The organism is Pseudomonas sp. O39, from assembly GCF_045447295.1.
GTDB lineage: Bacteria > Pseudomonadota > Gammaproteobacteria > Pseudomonadales > Pseudomonadaceae > Aquipseudomonas > Aquipseudomonas antarctica_A.
Map to the genome: position 1 here is coordinate 117,336 of NZ_JBJGXV010000009.1, position 17,430 is coordinate 134,765.

The following is a 17,430-nucleotide window of genomic DNA, read 5'->3' on the forward strand; positions in this document are numbered from 1 at the left end:
ATGGCCCTGCATGGATTCCTTCAAGGCAACCGCAGCTATGCGAATACGCAGGCGCTGGGGGATGCCCTGAGGGCGCTTCAGGAGGAAGGCCTGGACCAGCTGCCGTTGCCCGGCAGCGGTCAGACATTGGAGCGCTTCAGCCGGCTGGCACAGGTGGCGGGGCATGATCTGCGTCTGTGCAAGCTGTTCGAAGGCCACACCGATGCCTTGGCGATCATCGCTGAACTCGACAGCCCCTTGCCGCCCTTGGGCAGCCTTTGGGGCATGTGGGCCGCCGAGCCGCCCACCGCCAAGGTTCGGGTGCGGCGTGACGGCCATCGGTTAATTGTCGACGGGCGTAAAGCCTGGTGTTCCGGCGCGGCCGTGGTCAGCCATGGCCTATTGACGGCCTGGGACGAAGACGACCATCAGCAGTTGGTCGCGGTAGAGATGGACCAGCCTGGCGTGACGGTGACGGACGAAGGTTGGAGCGCCGTCGGCATGGCGGCTACTGCCAGTGTCGAGATTGTCTTCGACTCGGCCAGGGGTATCGCGGTCGGCGGCCCGGGCGATTACTTGTCGCGCCCGGGCTTCTGGCAGGGCGGCGTCGGCATTGCGGCGTGCTGGTATGGCGGCGCCCAACGCTTGGCCGAAGTGTTGCGCGCGCAATGCAGCAAACGGCCCGAACCCCATGCCCTCGCCCATCTGGGTGCGGTCGACAGCCTGCTCAACAGTGCTGCTTGTGTGCTGCGTGATGCGGCTGAACAGATCGACCGCGAACCCCGGGCAGATGCTCGACAGTTGGCCCAACAGGCACGCGCCTGCATTGAAGACACCGTCGAACAGGTGATCCGTCATGTCGGTCGCGCGGTCGGTGCGGGGCCTTATTGCAAAGACGCGCACTTCGCCCAGTTGATGGCGGACTTGCCGGTGTATGTGCGCCAGAGTCACGCCGAACGAGACCTGGCAGCCTTGGGCGAGCTGGTGCTCGAGCAACCTGCAGGGAGGTGGCTGTTGTGAAACCCAACCCGATCGTAGGCCAGGGTACGCCGCTGCATCAGTGGCAAGCCTCGTCTCACATGGCCGAGCTGCCCCATATCAGCATTGAAGAGTTGGTGCCTGCCGGCCATCGCGCCGTGATCATCGCCCCACACCCGGACGACGAAGTGCTCGGCTGTGGGGGCCTGCTGCAGGGGTTGGCGGCGCTGGGCCGGCCGCTGCAGTTGATTTCCGTGACCGACGGCAGCGCCAGCCATCCCGGCTCCACCCGTTGGCCGGTGGCGCGTTTGGGCGTGATACGCCCGCAGGAATCGGCGCAGGCCCTGCACCGCCTGGGCGTGCCGCTGCACAGTTTAATCTGGCTGCGCGCGGGGTTCACCGACAGCAAGGTGGCGGAACGGGAAGAGGAACTGAGCGCGTTTATCCAACGCTACCTCAAGCCCACCGACGTGGTGTTCACCACCTGGCGCGAAGACGGTCATTGCGACCATGAAGCCGTCGGCCGGGCCAGCGCGAAGGCCGCCCTCGCGGTGGGCGCAACCCTCTACGAGTTGCCGGTCTGGACCTGGCACTGGGCAACCCCCGAGGACAGCCAGGTGCCATGGCACCGGGCACGTAAAATCCTGCTGACGCCCCAAGCGGTGGCGCGCAAACGGCACGCGATCCACGCCTTCGCCAGCCAGTTGGAGGGCGACCCGCAGATCGGTCTCGCGCCGGTGCTGGCGCCCTTCGTGGTGGAGCGCTTGTTGCAACCTTTTGAAGTGGTGTTCATATGAGTGTGGCCACGCCTTATTTTGATCAATTGTTCGCGGGTAATGACGACCCCTGGGCGTTTCGCCAACGCTGGTACGAGCAACGCAAACGCGCGCTGACCGGGGCGGTGCTGACACGACCGCGCTATGCGTCGATTTTTGAACCCGGTTGCGCCAATGGCGAGCTGAGTGCCGAGTTGGCGCTGCGCTGCGACCGCCTGGTGTGCTGCGACACCGCCGCTGCCGCCGTCGCGCTGGCGAAAACCCGGTTGCTGGAGTTCCCCCACGCCCAGGTCTACCAGGGCCGCCTGCCCGAACAATGGCCGACAGGCCGGTTCGAACTGATCGTGTTGAGCGAGCTTTGCTACTACCTCGACGCCGATGACTTGCACCGCCTGATTGACTGCGTCCTCGGTTCACTGACGGACGACGGGCAGTTGCTCGCCTGTCACTGGCGCCCAACGATCGAAGGCTGCCCGCATACCGCCGAACACGTACATGCCGTACTGCAACAGCGACTGGACATGCCCCACGTCGTGCACCATCACGAAAGTGACTTCCTACTCGACCTGTGGAGCCGCGACGGCACCTCGGTCGCCACCCATGAGGGCTTGCGATGATCGGCATTCTGATCCCGGTGCATAACGAAGAAACGCTGCTGGCCGAGTGCCTCGAAGCCGCAATGATTGCTGCAAGCCACCCTGGATTGCTCGGTGAGGCCGTGCAGATCCTCGCGGTGCTCGACAGCTGCAGCGATGGCAGTGCGGCGATTGCCCAAGCGTATCCGGTGCAGTGCCTGCAGGTACAAGCGCGCAATGTCGGCCACGCGCGCGGGGTGGGTGCGCGGCATTTATTGAATCAAGGTGCGCGCTGGATTTCGTGTACGGACGCCGATAGTCGTGTCGCCCCCGACTGGTTGGTGGCGCAATTGGCGCTGGGCGCCGACGCGGTATGCGGCACAGTGACCGTAGACGCCTGGAGCCAGGGCTTCGGCCCCGCCGCCCAAATTCGCTACCACCAGGCCTATGAAGCTCGCGACGGCCATCGCCATATTCATGGCGCCAACTTGGGTGTGAGTGCAAGCGCCTATGTGCAGTCCGGTGGCTTCGAGCCGCTGGCCTGCCACGAAGATGTGCAACTGGTGCGCAACCTGGAGCGGTGCGGCGCATCAATCGCCTGGAGCCACACCCCGCAAGTGACGACCAGCGCCCGCCTGGACTGCCGTGCACAAGGCGGGTTTGGCGATTACTTGAAAAGCCTGATGCAGGCCACCTGAAAAAATCGACATTACACGATGTAAAAGCGACGAATCCTTGTCTATGCTGAAAACGCCTTGCTGGCCATCCAGGGTTGGATGGCCGCATTTCACCGCAGCGGAGCCTGCTGTGAAAAAACACAGCTGAATATAAGAAGTCGTCCCCGACGGGGGCACGACCCAGCATCAATCGACAAGGACGTACTATTCATGAAGCCTGCCTGCGTAAGCGAGGGCCGTCGCGGCCCTGCGCAAATCTGGAACAGTGCGCCCCAGCTGGCGCAAACCCCCGCCATCAATCCCTCTTCACTGGTGCCCCGAGGGGCGCGAGTGGTGGTCATCGCCCCCCATCCGGGTGACGAGGTATTGGCCTGTGGGGGCTTGCTGCAACTGCTCAGCACCCTTGAACACCCCCTGCTGCTGATCTCGATCACCGATGGCAGCGCCAGCCATCCAGGCTCAAACCTATGGCCAGCGAGCCGCCTGAGTGTGATTCGGCCCCAGGAAAGCGCCGAGGCATTGCGGCGCCTGGGGATGCCATTACACAGCCTGAAGTGGATTCGTGGCGGCTTTAGTGACAACGCCCTCGCCGCCCGCGAACAGCCATTGAGCCAATTTATCGCGCGCTACCTGCAGCCCAGTGATGTGGTCTTCACCACCTGGCGCCACGACGGCAACGACGACCATGACGCCGTCGGCCGCGCCAGTGCCAAAGCCTGCACACTGACGGGCGCGCGCCTGTACGAGCTGCCGGTCTGGGCGTGGCACTGGCCTGCTCGCGAAGGCTCGGTGATCCCTTGGCAACGCGCGCGTAAAGTGCGCCTGGACACCTGGAGCGTCGCACGCAAACTGCACGCCGCCCATGCGTATGCCAGCCAATTGGTCGGCGACCCGGAAATCGGGCTGGCGCCGATACTCGCCCAGGATTTGCTGGAGCGCATGCGCGAGCCTTACGAAATCGTGTTCACCTAAGTGAGGCGTATGTATCGCACTGTGTACGACACCCCCTGCGATACATGGCGTTTAACCCGAGACAGTTTCTGAAACACCGCCGATACAACGCAGCGTTCAACTGTGAGCCAGGCACACATCCCTCCGTAGGAGGCTCGCCATGCATACGCCGTTGAAACGTCACCCACTGTTCCTGACCTTTGCCCTGTTGCCGTTCGCTGCCATGGGCATGGCCCACGCCGACATGCCCCAGGCGCAAGCCCCGGTATCGCACACCCAATCGGCTGTCGGCGCCCTCAAGCACACCAAGGCCGGCCTGCTCGATGTGGCCTACGCAGAAGCCGGTCCGGCCAACGGCCAGGTGGTCATCCTGCTGCACGGCTGGCCGTACGATATCGACAGCTACGCCGACGTCGCGCCTTTGCTCGCCGCCAAGGGCTATCGCGTGTTGATCCCGTACGCCCGTGGCTATGGCGACACCCGCTTCCTGTCGGATAACACCCTGCGCAACGCTGAGCCTGCGGCGCTGGCCCAGGACGTGATCGACTTCATGGACGCGCTGAACATCAAACAGGCCGTGCTCGGCGGCTACGACTGGGGCGCACGCACGGCGGATATTGTCTCGGCGCTCTGGCCGCAACGCGTCAAGGCGCTGGTGTCAGTGAGCGGCTACCTGATCGGCAACCAGGCTGCCGGCAAGAACCCGTTGCCGCCCAAAGCCGAATTGCAGTGGTGGTACCAGTTCTATTTCGCCACCGAGCGCGGCGCCGCCGGCTACCAGAAAAACACCCATGATTTCGCCAAGCTGATCTGGCAGACCGCTTCGCCGAAATGGGCGTTTGACGACGCCACCTTCGAGCGCAGCGCCAAAGGCCTGGACAACCCCGACCACGTCGCTATCACGGTCTTCAATTACCGCTGGCGCCTGGGCCTGGTGCAAGGCGAGGCCCGCTACGACGCACTGGAACAGAAACTCGCCCAGTCACCGTCGATTGGCGTACCCACCATCACCCTTGAAGGCGACGCCAACGGCGCACCGCACCCTCTGCCGGAAGACTATGCGAAGCGCTTCACCGGCAACTACCAATTCCGCCTGATCAGTGGCGGCATCGGTCACAACTTGCCACAGGAAGCGCCTGCGGCGTTCGCCAAGGCGGTGATTGACGCGGATCATCTGTGAAGGGGAAATGCCAGCGGCGACGGCCAAAACGGCGGTAACCGTCGAGACAGCAACTTGAGCACCGCACGCGATGCCATGAAGCAGTAATCCACGAATCACGCGGGGCCAGCAGCTCGTCATCATCGACGCGGGCCCCGCGACACTGAATGCCTCGATTGTCATCACGCCTGCCCATCTCTTACTCTTGTGAGCACCTCAACCCGAGTCGCTATCGGAGTTCACATGGATTTTGCCACCCTCAGCCTCTTCCTCCCGGCTTGCTTTGCCCTGAACATGGCACCCGGGCCGAACAATTTGCTGTCCGTCAGCAACGCCACGCGCTATGGCTATCGCACCTCTTGCCTCGCCGGTATTGGCCGCTTGCTGGCCTTCGCGGGCATGATCGCCCTCGCCTCAGCCGGCCTGGCGGTGGTGCTGCAAAGCTCGGAGCTGTTGTTTTACGCGATCAAGGTCCTGGGGGCGGCGTACCTGTTTTATCTGGCGTTTCAGTTGTGGCGGGCCAATCCGGCGGCGCAGACTGAAGCGGCTACGGCCAAGGTGGGATTGTGGGCATTGGCGCGTCAGGAGTTTCTGGTGGCGGCGGGTAACCCAAAAGCCATTCTGATCTTCACCGCCTTCCTCCCGCAGTTCGTAGTACCCGGCCAACCAATTACGCCGCAATTCGCACTGCTGGGCGCGATGTTCCTGATGCTGGAATGGATCGCCATCAGCGCCTACGCCTATATGGGCCTGCATATGCGCCGTTGGTTTGCCGAACCACGTGGCCAGCGGATGTTCAATCGATGCTGTGCGGGGCTGTTGTCAGCGGCAGCAACGGTGTTGTTGATGGCGCGCAGGGCCTGAGCCGCTTCGCCTCCAACGGAGTGCCCATTTATGACCAAAACCGAACTCGCCGACTTCTACCAGGGCTACATCGATTGCCTGAACCGTGAGGACTGGGACCAGTTGGGCCACTTCGTCCACCCGGACGTCACCTACAACACCGCCCCAATCGGCCTCGCCGGCTACCGCGCCATGCTCGAACGGGACTTCCGTGAAATCCCCGACCTGGTGTTTCGCATCCAACTGTTGGTAGCCGACCCGCCCACCCTCGCCAGCCGGTTGAATTTCAACGTCAGCCCCAAAGGTGAGTTCTTCGGGCTGCCGATCAATGGCAAGACGGTGACCTTCGATGAGAACGTATTCTATGAATGCGTCGACGGGAAAATCGCGCACGTCTGGTCAGTGATCGATAAAGCGGCGATTCAGCAACAGCTTGATGGATGAGGCGATGGACCCCATCCCGACCCGGCGACGGCCAAGCGCGCGTTTGACGCGATGATGACCATGACCAAAATCGAGATTGCCGCCATCGAGGCCGCCGTGGCCGGGCGCTGAAAGCCTCCAAAGATCGCGGGTGGGCGCGGGCTTGAGCGCTCCCACATACGTCAGCGTTCTGGCATCCTTACCGCCCCCAGTCGTCAAACGCGAGCGGTAGGCCCATGAACCACGGCGTCAAACTCGAAGCACGCACAATCCCGGTCCCGCCGTCGATCAGCCCTGAAGCCCAAGCGACGCTGCAACGCCTGGTCGGCGCGGACGGCGTGCCGCTCAACGCGCTGCACGCCATGCCCGCGCCCGACGACCACGACGGCTGGCGCCATCTGCAAGCCGCCGTTGCCGAGCGTTACGCCACGGCCAACGCCGGGCAAGCGGCCACCCTGCGCGCCAGCCTGCACACCATCACCGTGGAAAATGCCACCGTACACGTGGCCACTCCGGCTGCTGCAACTGACTTTGCCTACATCGACCTGCACGGCGGCGCGCTGGTATTCGGTGGCGGGGAAAACTGCCGCATCGCAGCAGGCAAGCAGGCCGATTTGCACAACGTGATCTGCTATGGCATTGATTACCGTATGCCACCCGAGCACCCTTACCCCGCCGCGCTGGATGACTGCATGGCCACCTATCGCCATGTGCTCCAGCACCACGCTGCGGAACACATCGTGATTGGCGGCCGTTCGGCCGGCGGCAACCTTGCGGCGGCCATGGTATTGCGCGCCCGCGATGAAGGTTTGCCTCTACCGGCGGCGCTGGTGCTGCTGTCGCCGGAGGTGGACCTTACCGAGTCCGGTGACAGTTTCCAGGTCAACCGAACCGTCGACGTGATAATGCCCAACCCGTTGATGAGCGCCAACCTGCTGTACGCCAACGGCGCCGACCTGTCGCATCCGTACCTGTCGCCATTGTTTGGCGATTTTGCCCCCGGCTTCCCGCCGACCTTCCTGCAAAGCGGCACGCGGGACCTGTTCCTGTCCAACACCGTGCGCCTGCACCGCGCCTTGCGCCAGGCGCGGGTGCCTGCGCTGCTGCATGTGTTCGAGGCGATGCCCCATGGCGGTTTCATGGGTGCACCGGAAGATGCAGAGTTGGCCGCCGAGGTCGCAGAATTTGTGCGGACGCAGCTGCAGCGGGGTTGACACATTCAGTCACACACCCTGAAGATGGAGGTCATATCCAGGGTGTGTCAGCTCATGTCCGCAACGTCTTTCGCTAACGCTTTCGTCATTGGCCTGATTGCCAAGGCGCAAGCTTGCGTTGCGCGCACCCTCAAATCGAAGAAACAGTCGCTCATGTGACCGGGGCGCGCTGTCCCGTCAGATGAGCTGACAGGACATTGAGCGCGACGGACTTCCCTCCTCTTTGCACAATTCCCTCTGCCCTTCTGACGGTGACTTCAGCGGTCAACTATCAGGAGAAAGTGCATGTCATCGTTTCAAGGTATCTGGGTTCCCGTGGTCACGCCGTTTCATGACGGCGCCATCGACTTTATCGGCCTGCGCCGGCTGGTCAGCCATTTGCTGGAAAAGCACGTGGCCGGGATCATGGTGTGCACCACCACCGGGGAAGCCGCCTCGTTGAGTCGTCCCGAACAGCTGGCGGTGCTGGATGCGGTGTTGCAACAGGTGCCGGCGCACCGTGTGGTGATGGGCCTGTCGGGCAACAACCAGATTGAACTGCTGCAGTTTCAGAGCGAGATCCTCGAGCGCCCGGTCGCCGGCCTGCTGGTGCCGGCGCCGAGCTATATCCGCCCTTCTCAGGCGGGCCTTGAAGCGTTTTTCCACACCGTGGCCGATGCGTCCGGCGTGCCGATCATTCTCTACGACATTCCCTACCGCACGGGCGTGACCTTCGAACAGGCCACGTTGCTGAACATCATCAAGCACCCGCGAGTCGTCGCCATCAAGGATTGTGGCGGTAACCTGGCGAATACCCTGGCGCTGATCGCCAGTGGCGAGGTGGCTGTGTTGTGTGGCGAAGACATGCAGATTTTCAACGCGCTGTGCCTGGGTGCCAGTGGCGCGATTGCGGCCTCGGCGCATGTGCAGACCGAAGACTTTGTGGCGCTGTGCCAGCAAGTGCGGGATAACCAGCTCGTCGAGGCCCGGGCGACTTTTTTCAAGTTACTGCCACTGATCAACACCCTGTTTATGGAGCCTAACCCGGCGCCGGTAAAGGCTGCGCTGGCCCTGAAGGGGTTGATCGGCAGTGAGTTGCGGGCGCCGATGCAAGCCGCCAGTGCACGGGTGCAGCAAGCATTAAGCCTGTTGGTGTAATGGCCCGACCCGGCTCATGCGCCAAAAAAAGACATCCAGCGGACCGCCCGGTTGCGACCGGCGCGATCCCGGCCTATGTTCCAAGCCATGCTTTGCATTTTTGCTGTCCCCCTCCCTACACCTAACCCGTGCCCAGGTGACGACATGCCCACGCTTTCCCGCCCCGCCGTACTTGAGCTGATCGGCAATACGCCGCTGGTCAAGGTCAGCCGTTTTGATACCGGCCTGTGCACGCTGTTTCTCAAACTCGAATCGCAAAACCCCGGCGGCTCGATCAAGGACCGTATCGGCCTGGCCATGATCGACGCCGCCGAGCGTGATGGTCGCCTGCGCCCGGGCGGCACCATCATTGAAGCCACCGCCGGCAACACCGGCCTGGGCCTGGCGCTGGTCGGCCGAGCCAAAGGCTACCGCGTGGTGCTGGTGGTGCCCGACAAGATGTCCACTGAAAAAGTGCTGCACTTGAAGGCCATGGGGGCAGAAGTGCATATCACCCGCTCCGACGTCGGCAAGGGCCATCCCGAGTATTACCAGGATGTCGCCGCGCGCCTGGCCAAGGACATTCCCGATTCATTCTTCGCCGACCAGTTCAACAACCCGGCCAACCCCCTCGCCCACGAAACCAGCACCGCCCCGGAGATCTGGGCGCAAACCCAGCATGATGTGGATGCGATTGTGGTGGGCGTCGGTTCAGCCGGCACGCTCACCGGCCTGACACGCTTCTTCAAGCGGGTGCAACCGGACCTGGCCATGGTGCTGGCCGACCCGGTGGGCTCGGTGATGGCCGAATACAGCCGCAGCGGCCAGTTGGAGACGCCGGGGTCGTGGGCGGTGGAAGGCATCGGCGAAGACTTCATTCCGTCGATTGCCGACCTCTCCAGCGTGCGTCACGCCTACTCCATCAGCGATGAAGAAAGCTTCGACCACGCCCGCCAGCTACTCAAGGCCGAAGGTATCCTGGGCGGCTCATCCACCGGCACCCTGCTGGCCGCCGCCCTGCGCTACTGCCGCGAACAAACCGAACCGAAACGGGTGGTCACCTTCGTCTGCGACACGGGGACACGCTACTTGTCGAAGGTTTACAACGACCAATGGATGAAGGACGCGGGCCTGCTGCAATACAAACACTACGGCGACTTGCGCGACCTGATTGCGCGCCGTTTTGAAGACGGCCGAGTCATCAGCGTCATCCCCGACGACACCTTGCTCACCGCCTTCCAGCGCATGCGCCTGGCGGACGTGTCACAACTGCCGGTGCTGGTGGACGGCCAGGCGCTGGTGGGGGTGATCGATGAATCCGACATTCTGCTGGGCCTGCACAATGACGCCGCGGACTTCTCCATGACCGTCGCCAGTGCCATGACCGATACCGTGCAAACCCTCGCCCCCGGCGCCAGCCTGGCCCAATTGCAGGCGGAACTGGATCGCGGCCTGGTCGCCATCATCGCCGACGCGGCGGGCTTCCACGGCCTGATAACCCGCGTCGACTTGCTCAATCACCTACGGAGATCCCTTGCATGAGTCAGCCCGATAAAAGCGCCTTTGCCACCCGCGTGATCCACGCCGGGCAATCACCCGACCCGACCACGGGAGCGCTGATGCCGCCGATCTATGCCAACTCCACCTACCTGCAAGACAGCCCCGGCGTGCACAAGGGCTTTGATTATGGTCGCTCGCACAACCCAACGCGTTTTGCCCTGGAGCGTTGCGTCGCCGACCTTGAGGGCGGCAGCCAGGCGTTTGCCTTTGCATCCGGGCTGGCCGCGATCTCCACCGTGCTGGAACTGCTGGATGCCGGTGCGCATGTGGTCTCCGGCAACGACCTGTACGGTGGCACCTTCCGCCTGTTCGACAAGGTGCGCCAACGCAGCGCCGGGCACCGTTTCAGCTTTGTCGACCTGACTGACCTGGCCGCGTTTGAAGCGTCGTTGCGGGATGACACGCGCATGGTCTGGGTCGAGACCCCGAGCAACCCGCTGCTGAGCCTCACCGACCTCAGCGCCATCGCGCGCATCTGCCGTGACCGTGGCATCCTCTGCGTGGCTGACAACACGTTCGCCAGCCCGTGGATTCAACGGCCGCTGGAGTTGGGTGTCGACATCGTGGTGCACTCCACCACCAAATACCTCAACGGCCACTCCGACGTGATCGGCGGCATCGCCATCGTCGGCCACAACCCGGACCTGGCCGAGCGCCTGGGTTTCCTGCAAAACTCGGTCGGCGCCATCGCTGGCCCGTTCGATGCCTTTTTGACCCTGCGCGGCGTGAAAACCCTGGCGCTGCGCATGGAGCGCCATTGCAGCAACGCCCTGGACCTGGCGACCTGGCTGGAACAACAGCCGCAAGTGTCACGGGTTTACTACCCGGGCCTGGCGTCACACCCGCAACACGCGCTGGCGCGTCGGCAAATGCGCGGGTTTGGCGGGATGATTTCAGTGGACTTGAACACTGACCTGGCTGGCGCTAGGCGCTTTCTGGAGAACGTCAAGATCTTCGCCCTGGCCGAGAGCCTGGGCGGTGTGGAAAGCCTGATCGAACACCCGGCGATCATGACCCATGCCAGCATCCCGGCGGCGACGCGGGCGCAATTGGGCATTGGTGATGGGTTGGTACGGTTGTCGGTGGGGGTTGAGGACGTGGAGGATCTAAGGGCAGACCTGGCCCAGGCGTTGGCACTTATCTAACCCAATCGCCCAACAATGAATTACCCCTGTGGGAGCGGGCTTGCTCGCGAAAGCGCAGTGTCAGTCAACTGATGTATCAACTGACCCAACGCCTTCGCGAGCAAGCCCGCTCCCACAGTTGGTTTAGCGTCAGGCTGAAGTGATGTGGGCATGCGCCGATTTGGCGTTGCCGCTGATCCAGCGGCAAAACCCGGTCAAATGTGGGAGCTGGCTTGCCTGCGATAGCATCACCTCGGCGCAGCTGATAAACCGAGGTGTCTGCATCGCAGGCAAGCCAGCTCCCACAGGGATAGGCGTCAGGCTGAAGTGATGTGGGCACGCGCCGATTTGGCGTTGCCGCTGATCCAACGGCAACACTCGGTCAAATGTGGGAGCTGGCTTGCCTGCGATGGCATCACCTCGGTGCAGCTGATAAATCGAGGTGTCTGCATCGCAGGCAAGCCAGCTCCCACAGGGATAGGCGTCAGGCTGAGGTGATATTGCCAGGTGCCGATTTGGCGTTGCCGCTGATCCAACGGCAACACTCGGTCAAGTGTGGGAGCTGGCTTGCCTGCGATAGCATCACCTCGGTGCAGCTGATAAACCGAGGCGTCTGCATCGCAGGCAAGCAAGGTCCCACAGGGCATCAGGCTGAGGTGATATTGGCCCGCGCCGAGTGCAGCTTTTTGTAGCTCTCGATCAAGCGCAAATGCCGGTCCAACCCTTCCAGCTTCATGCTGGTCGGCGTCAAGCCATGGAACCGCACCGTGCCATTCACCGAGCCGATCACCGCATCCATCCGCTCGTTACCAAACATCCGGCGGAAGTTGGCCTCGTAGTCCGCCAGTTCCAGGTCCTCGTCCAGGTGCATCTCCAGCACTGCATTCACCGCCTGATAGAACAGGCCGCGATCGGCGGTGTTGTCGTTGTACTGCAGGAACATTTCCACGCACTCTTTCGCTTCTTCATATTGCTGCAAGGCGAGGTAGATCAGCAGCTTCAGCTCCAGGATCGTCAGTTGACCCCACGCGGTGTTGTCGTCGAACTCGATGCCGATCAGGGTGGTGATATCGGTGTAATCGTCCAGCTCGCTTTCCACCAGGCGCTCAACCAGTGCCTTCAGTTCGTCATCGCCCAGGCTGTGCAGGTTGAGGATATCGGCGCGGAAAAACAGGGCCTTGTTGGTGTTGTCCCAGATCAGGTCATCCACCGGGTAAATTTCCGAGTAGTCCGGCACCAGGATTCGGCAGGCGGTGGCGCCAAGGTGTTCGTACACGGCCATGTAGGACTCTTTGCCCATGCCTTCGAGAATACCGAACAGGGTCGCAGCTTCTTCAGCATTGGAGTTCTCACCCTGGCCCGAGAAGTCCCACTCAACGAACTCGTAATCGGACTGGGCACTGAAGAAGCGCCACGACACCACTCCGCTGGAGTCGATGAAGTGCTCGACGAAGTTGTTCGGCTCGGTGACCGCGTGGCCTTCAAAGGTCGGCTGCGGCAAGTCGTTCAAGCCTTCGAAGCTGCGCCCCTGGAGCAATTCGGTGAGGCTGCGCTCCAGCGCCACTTCCAGACTCGGGTGCGCGCCAAACGAGGCGAATACGCCGCCGGTGCGCGGGTTCATCAGGGTCACGCACATCACCGGGAATTCACCGCCCAGGGACGCGTCCTTGACCAATACCGGGAAGCCCTGGGCTTCCAGGCCTTGAATACCGGCCAGAATCCCCGGGTACTTGGCCAGCACCTCGGCAGGCACGTCCGGCAGCGCGAATTCGCCTTCGATGATTTCGCGTTTTACTGCGCGTTCGAAAATTTCCGACAGGCACTGCACCTGGGCTTCGGCCAGGGTATTGCCCGCGCTCATGCCGTTGCTGAGGTAGAGGTTTTCGATCAGGTTGGACGGGAAGTACACCACCTCGCCATCGGACTGGCGTACAAACGGCAGCGATACAATGCCGCGCGCTTCATTGCCGGAGTTGGTGTCGAACAGGTGCGAGCCACGCAGTTCGCCGTCGCGGTTGTAGATCTTCAGGCAGTAGGCGTCGAGGATCTCCGTTGGCAGCTCATCTTTACGGCCCGGCTGGAACCAGCGCTCATCCGGGTAATGCACGAACGGCGCGTTGGCCAGCTCTTCACCCCAGAACTGATCGTTGTAGAAGAAGTTGCAATTGAGCCGCTCGATAAACTCGCCCAACGCCGACGCCAGCGCGCCTTCCTTGGTCGCGCCCTTGCCGTTGGTAAAGCACATCGGCGAGTGCGCATCGCGGATATGCAACGACCACACGTTAGGCACGATGTTGCGCCACGAGGCGATTTCAATTTTCATGCCCAGGCCAGCCAGGATGCCGGACATGTTGGCGATGGTCTGCTCCAGCGGCAGGTCCTTGCCCGCAATGTAGGTGCCCGCCTCTGACGTCGAGCCGGGCATCAACAGCGCCTGGGCATCAGCGTCGAGGTTTTCCACCTCTTCAATGACAAATTCCGGCCCGGCCTGCACCACTTTCTTTACCGTGCAACGGTCGATGGAACGCAGGATGCCCTGGCGATCCTTGTCGGAGATATCCGCCGGCAACTCGACCTGAATCTTGAAGATCTGGTTGTAGCGGTTTTCCGGATCAACAATGTTGTTTTGCGACAGACGAATATTGTCCGTGGGGATATTGCGCGTTTCGCAGTACAGCTTCACAAAGTACGCCGCACACAACGCCGACGAAGCCAGGAAGTAATCGAACGGACCCGGGGCCGAACCGTCGCCTTTGTAGCGAATCGGCTGGTCGGCAATCACCGTGAAGTCATCGAACTTGGCTTCAAGCCGAAGGTTGTCGAGAAAGTTGACCTTAATTTCCATGCGGGCACACCAGAATAACGAGCTAAACAAATTGGCCGCTATTATGAGGATTTTCAGCGGGAAGTCTCAGGGTTTTCAGAATTGCCTGCCGATCGGTGCTAACGTCCAGCCACCTCTCGTTGAAGTCATCCGCCCATGTCCATCGCCGATAACCTCCTCGCCTTCACCTTCGCCGCCACCTTGCTCACGCTCACGCCCGGGCTCGACACCGCCCTGGTATTGCGCACCGCCACGGTAGAAGGCAAACGCCAGGCGCTGCATGCCACGCTGGGCATCAACGCCGGCTGTTTGTTATGGGGCGCGGCCGTGGCCTTTGGGCTGGGCGCGTTGATCGCAGTGTCGGAACTGGCGTTCAACCTGCTCAAGTATTGCGGCGCGGCTTACCTGGCGTGGTTGGGGTTGAACATGCTGCTGCGTCCGCGCCGTTCACTGTCAACCGCCGAGGCCGACGGCAAACCGGGCGGCAACTGGTTTTTGAAGGGTATGTTGGGCAATGTGTTGAACCCCAAGGTGGGGATTTTCTATGTGTCGTTCCTGCCGCAATTCATCCCCCAAGGGCATTCGTTGATTGCCTGGACCTTCGGCCTGGTGAGCATTCACGTGGTGCTGGGCCTGGCGTGGTCGCTGGCATTGATTGGGGCCACCCGCCCCCTGTCGGGTTTCCTGCGCCGGGAGAAGGTCATCCAGTGGATGGACCGCACCACTGGAATGGTCTTCGTGTTGTTTGCCGCGCGATTGGCTTTCAGCAAGCGCTGAGCGCGAGTGGCCGTTAGCGCATGCGGATCGACAGTTCGATGTCATCGGCAAACGGCACCGACAAGTAGCCGTTCTGCGGCGAGCGTACATGGGCCAGGTATTCCGGGCAGTAGTCGGTGTTGTCGGCCACCACCAGCGCACCGGGCCGCAAGTGTTTTTCCACGCGGTTCAGCACCTCGCCATACAGCGCCTTGGCACCGTCCAGCAGCAGCAGGTCGACCACTTCGGGCAGGTGCGTGGCCAACGTGACCAGCGCATCCCCTTCTCGGATTTCGATCAGATCACTCACGCCGCCTTCGATGAAATGCTGCCGCGCCAGGGCAATTTTAGACGGCTCGAACTCGCTGCCAATCAATACCCCACCGCCGTTGTCGCGCAGGGCTGCGGCCAGGAACAACGTGGACAGGCCGAACGAAGTGCCGAACTCGACGATGGCCTTTGCTTGAGTGCTGCGCGCCAGCAAATAGAGCAGATTGCCCGTGTCGCGGGAAACCGGCAGCCACAAATCCTTAAGCATCGTGTAGAGGGCCACGTAGTCGGTTTTGCTGTGCATCAGGCGGTCGCGCTCTTCGTCGCTGACACTGTTCAGGCTCGGGCTGGTGGCAGCGCCCGCTTGTTGGTAGAGCCGTTCGATCAAGGGCGCCAAGGGCGCAGTAGTCAGGGTGGTCATGATGGATTTCCGTGTGGTCGGGACTAGAATGCGATTAATTCGTCGCATTAAAAGTATGCGAGTGATTCATCGCCTTCGCTATTCGCGTTAGCCCCGCGGCCGGAGCCCAGCATGACAACCCGCCAGACGCCCCGTATTTCCTCACGCAAACAGCCGCAGCAGGCGCGTTCCACCGAGCTGGTGGCAGCGATCCTCGAAGCGGCTATTCAGGTTTTGGCCAAGGAAGGTGCCACACGTTTCACCACCGCACGGGTGGCGGAAAAGGCCGGTGTGAGTGTCGGTTCGGTGTATCAACACTTCCCCAACAAGGCCGCAATCCTGTTTCGGCTGCAGAGCGATGAGTGGCAGCAGACCACGCAGATGCTGCGCGACATTCTCGACGAAACCGACGTGCCAGCGCTGACGCGCCTGCGCACCATGGTGCATGCCTTTATCCATTCTGAGTGCGAGGAAGCGCAGATGCGCGTGGCGTTGAACGACGCCGCGCCGTTGTATCGGGATGCGCCCGAAGCGCTGGAAGTACGCGCCGCGGGCCAGCAGGCCTTTGAGACCTTCATGCTGGAGTTGCTGCCGCAATTACCTGAGCCAACCCGCGCGCTGGCCTGCGACTTGATCCTGACCACGCTCAGTTCGGTGGGTAAGGATTTTTCCAGCAGCCCGCGTACCGTAGCAGAAATAGCTATTTACGCCGATGGAATGGCTGATATGTTTCGCGCCTACGTGAACGCGCTCAATCATCTGTAATGCACTCATCTCCAGCAAAGGAATGCACATGAACTTCTTCAAGAAGTTGTTCGGCGCTGCCAAAAAGCCCGAAGCCGAAGCGACCCTGTCGACGCCGGTTGACCCGGTTGAAACTCCAGCGGATGCCGCCAATATGGCAGCCCGCATTGCTAGCGAAGAATGCCTGGACCGGCATTGGCAGGCCGTGGGCACTGTGGAGCGCGACGTGCTGACGTACATGATCAGCCCAAGCTTTACCGGCGGTCCTCATTGGCCGTCCACCCGCCAGGCCTACCGAGTGGTGCGCCGTGACGGCTCCATCGTTCTCGCCACCGAGGGCCTGTCCGACCCGTTCGACGATGCCGAAGGGCTGGGTAATGGGTTCGAGATGGAGTTGTTCCTGGAAACCACAGATATACCCAACGATGCCCGTGGCGAGCTGGGTAATGTCGACCCTCTACGCCGCAGCTGGGCGTTCGAACTGCTCGAACACGTGGCCAAAACCGTGGCCAATGCAGGCGGCATCACGCATCAGTTGGACAACCATGGCGTACTGTCCCTGGAACTGCCGGGGTTCAGCCTGTCACACCAGATGAGCGAGCAAGTTCCTAAGCTGTTCGTCACTGAAGACGATGCCACCGGCGTATTGCTCGGTGGGCCGGAACCCGACTTCCCGACCCGCCTGGAAGACATGCCGCTATCGCCCGTACGGCTGGTACCCGTGGTATTGATCACCGCGTCGGAGCTGGAGTACGTGCGATCCGGTGGGCGCGCGGCGCGGGAAGATCTGGTGGAGCGGTTGAAGGCCGCAGGCGTAGGCCATACCAGCAGCCTGTATCGCGCAAGCGTGGTGTGAACAGTCGTTGCGTCGACGCGTTGATTGTTTAACAAAGCCATAACTGAAGGTTCACAAACGACAATTGAACGCGCCTGCGCACGATGGGAGCATCGACGACCATGATTGCGCGCTTAAGCTTGATCCGTCGTCACCTGCTCCCCTCCTCCGCGAAGGTGCAGGCGCGCCCCTGCGAAAACCCTCTGGTCCATATCATCCTGGCCTT

At 62.0% G+C, this 17,430-nt stretch carries 17 protein-coding genes and 1 pseudogene; 16 read left to right on the forward strand and 2 right to left on the reverse strand.

Annotation, left to right across the window (positions count from 1 at the left end):
• The 13 genes and pseudogenes from ACI77D_RS14755 to ACI77D_RS14815 all read left to right on the forward strand — a co-directional run bounded on the left by ACI77D_RS14755 (position 1) and on the right by ACI77D_RS14815 (position 11,396).
• Entirely contained in the window at positions 1-999 is a 999-nt protein-coding gene (locus tag ACI77D_RS14755) for an acyl-CoA dehydrogenase family protein (protein ID WP_407016874.1), read from the forward strand.
• Positions 996-1,754 (forward strand): PIG-L deacetylase family protein, encoded by a 759-nt coding sequence (locus ACI77D_RS14760; RefSeq protein WP_259762433.1) that lies wholly within the window; start codon positions 996-998, stop codon positions 1,752-1,754. Before ACI77D_RS14755 ends, ACI77D_RS14760 begins: the two co-directional genes overlap by 4 nt.
• Positions 1,751-2,350 carry an SAM-dependent methyltransferase gene (locus ACI77D_RS14765; RefSeq protein WP_064452613.1) on the forward strand — a complete coding sequence of 200 codons (600 nt, stop codon included), beginning with the start codon at positions 1,751-1,753 and terminating at the stop codon, positions 2,348-2,350. Before ACI77D_RS14760 ends, ACI77D_RS14765 begins: the two co-directional genes overlap by 4 nt.
• Positions 2,347-3,006, forward strand: coding sequence for a glycosyltransferase family 2 protein (locus ACI77D_RS14770; RefSeq protein ID WP_064452614.1), 660 nt, complete (start codon positions 2,347-2,349; stop codon positions 3,004-3,006). The genes ACI77D_RS14765 and ACI77D_RS14770 overlap by 4 nt, the downstream gene beginning before the upstream one ends.
• A 189-nt stretch (positions 3,007-3,195) precedes the next feature.
• Positions 3,196-3,957, forward strand: a complete 762-nt coding sequence (locus ACI77D_RS14775) for a PIG-L deacetylase family protein (RefSeq protein ID WP_407016875.1) — start codon at positions 3,196-3,198, stop codon at positions 3,955-3,957.
• A 139-nt stretch (positions 3,958-4,096) separates the two neighbouring features.
• Positions 4,097-5,116 carry an alpha/beta fold hydrolase gene (locus ACI77D_RS14780; protein WP_407016876.1) on the forward strand — a complete coding sequence of 340 codons (1,020 nt, stop codon included), beginning with the start codon at positions 4,097-4,099 and terminating at the stop codon, positions 5,114-5,116.
• Positions 5,117-5,338: 222 nt separating this feature from the next.
• Positions 5,339-5,959: a LysE family translocator gene (locus tag ACI77D_RS14785; protein ID WP_221294886.1), complete on the forward strand. Its 621-nt coding sequence runs from the start codon at positions 5,339-5,341 to the stop codon at positions 5,957-5,959.
• A gap of 30 nt (positions 5,960-5,989) precedes the next feature.
• On the forward strand, positions 5,990-6,382 hold the full coding sequence (locus ACI77D_RS14790) for an ester cyclase (RefSeq protein WP_064452618.1): 393 nt from the start codon (positions 5,990-5,992) through the stop codon (positions 6,380-6,382).
• A gap of 12 nt (positions 6,383-6,394) precedes the next feature.
• Positions 6,395-6,493: pseudogene (locus ACI77D_RS14795) on the forward strand (VOC family protein); the annotation flags it as partial.
• A 104-nt stretch (positions 6,494-6,597) separates the two neighbouring features.
• Complete coding sequence (locus ACI77D_RS14800; RefSeq protein ID WP_407016877.1) at positions 6,598-7,575, forward strand: alpha/beta hydrolase; 978 nt, start codon at positions 6,598-6,600, stop codon at positions 7,573-7,575.
• A gap of 285 nt (positions 7,576-7,860) precedes the next feature.
• A complete protein-coding gene (gene dapA, locus ACI77D_RS14805) occupies positions 7,861-8,712 on the forward strand; it encodes a 4-hydroxy-tetrahydrodipicolinate synthase (RefSeq protein ID WP_407016878.1) in 852 nt (283 codons plus the stop codon).
• Between the two features lie 144 nt (positions 8,713-8,856).
• Positions 8,857-10,233: a pyridoxal-phosphate dependent enzyme gene (locus ACI77D_RS14810; protein ID WP_407016879.1), complete on the forward strand. Its 1,377-nt coding sequence runs from the start codon at positions 8,857-8,859 to the stop codon at positions 10,231-10,233.
• Complete coding sequence (locus ACI77D_RS14815; protein ID WP_407016880.1) at positions 10,230-11,396, forward strand: cystathionine gamma-synthase; 1,167 nt, start codon at positions 10,230-10,232, stop codon at positions 11,394-11,396. The genes ACI77D_RS14810 and ACI77D_RS14815 overlap by 4 nt, the downstream gene beginning before the upstream one ends.
• A gap of 625 nt (positions 11,397-12,021) precedes the next feature.
• On the opposite strand, the gene ACI77D_RS14820 is transcribed toward ACI77D_RS14815, so the two are convergent.
• Positions 12,022-14,220: an OsmC domain/YcaO domain-containing protein gene (locus ACI77D_RS14820; RefSeq protein WP_064452623.1), complete on the reverse strand. Its 2,199-nt coding sequence runs from the start codon at positions 14,218-14,220 to the stop codon at positions 12,022-12,024.
• Positions 14,221-14,355: 135 nt separating this feature from the next.
• Between ACI77D_RS14820 and ACI77D_RS14825 the strand changes: the two genes are divergently transcribed.
• Complete coding sequence (locus tag ACI77D_RS14825) at positions 14,356-14,976, forward strand: LysE family translocator (RefSeq protein ID WP_407016881.1); 621 nt, start codon at positions 14,356-14,358, stop codon at positions 14,974-14,976.
• 13 nt (positions 14,977-14,989) lie between these two features.
• Here the strand turns inward: ACI77D_RS14825 and ACI77D_RS14830 are convergent, their stop codons facing one another.
• The gene (locus tag ACI77D_RS14830; protein WP_407016882.1) at positions 14,990-15,646 is read right to left on the reverse strand and encodes an O-methyltransferase; all 657 of its coding nucleotides are present in this window, start codon (positions 15,644-15,646) and stop codon (positions 14,990-14,992) included.
• 111 nt (positions 15,647-15,757) lie between these two features.
• Here ACI77D_RS14830 and ACI77D_RS14835 point away from each other — a divergent pair, with 111 nt between their 5' ends.
• Entirely contained in the window at positions 15,758-16,390 is a 633-nt protein-coding gene (locus ACI77D_RS14835) for a TetR family transcriptional regulator (RefSeq protein ID WP_407016883.1), read from the forward strand.
• A gap of 28 nt (positions 16,391-16,418) precedes the next feature.
• The gene (locus ACI77D_RS14840) at positions 16,419-17,225 is read left to right on the forward strand and encodes a suppressor of fused domain protein (protein ID WP_407016884.1); all 807 of its coding nucleotides are present in this window, start codon (positions 16,419-16,421) and stop codon (positions 17,223-17,225) included.
• Positions 17,226-17,430: the final 205 nt, after the last annotated feature.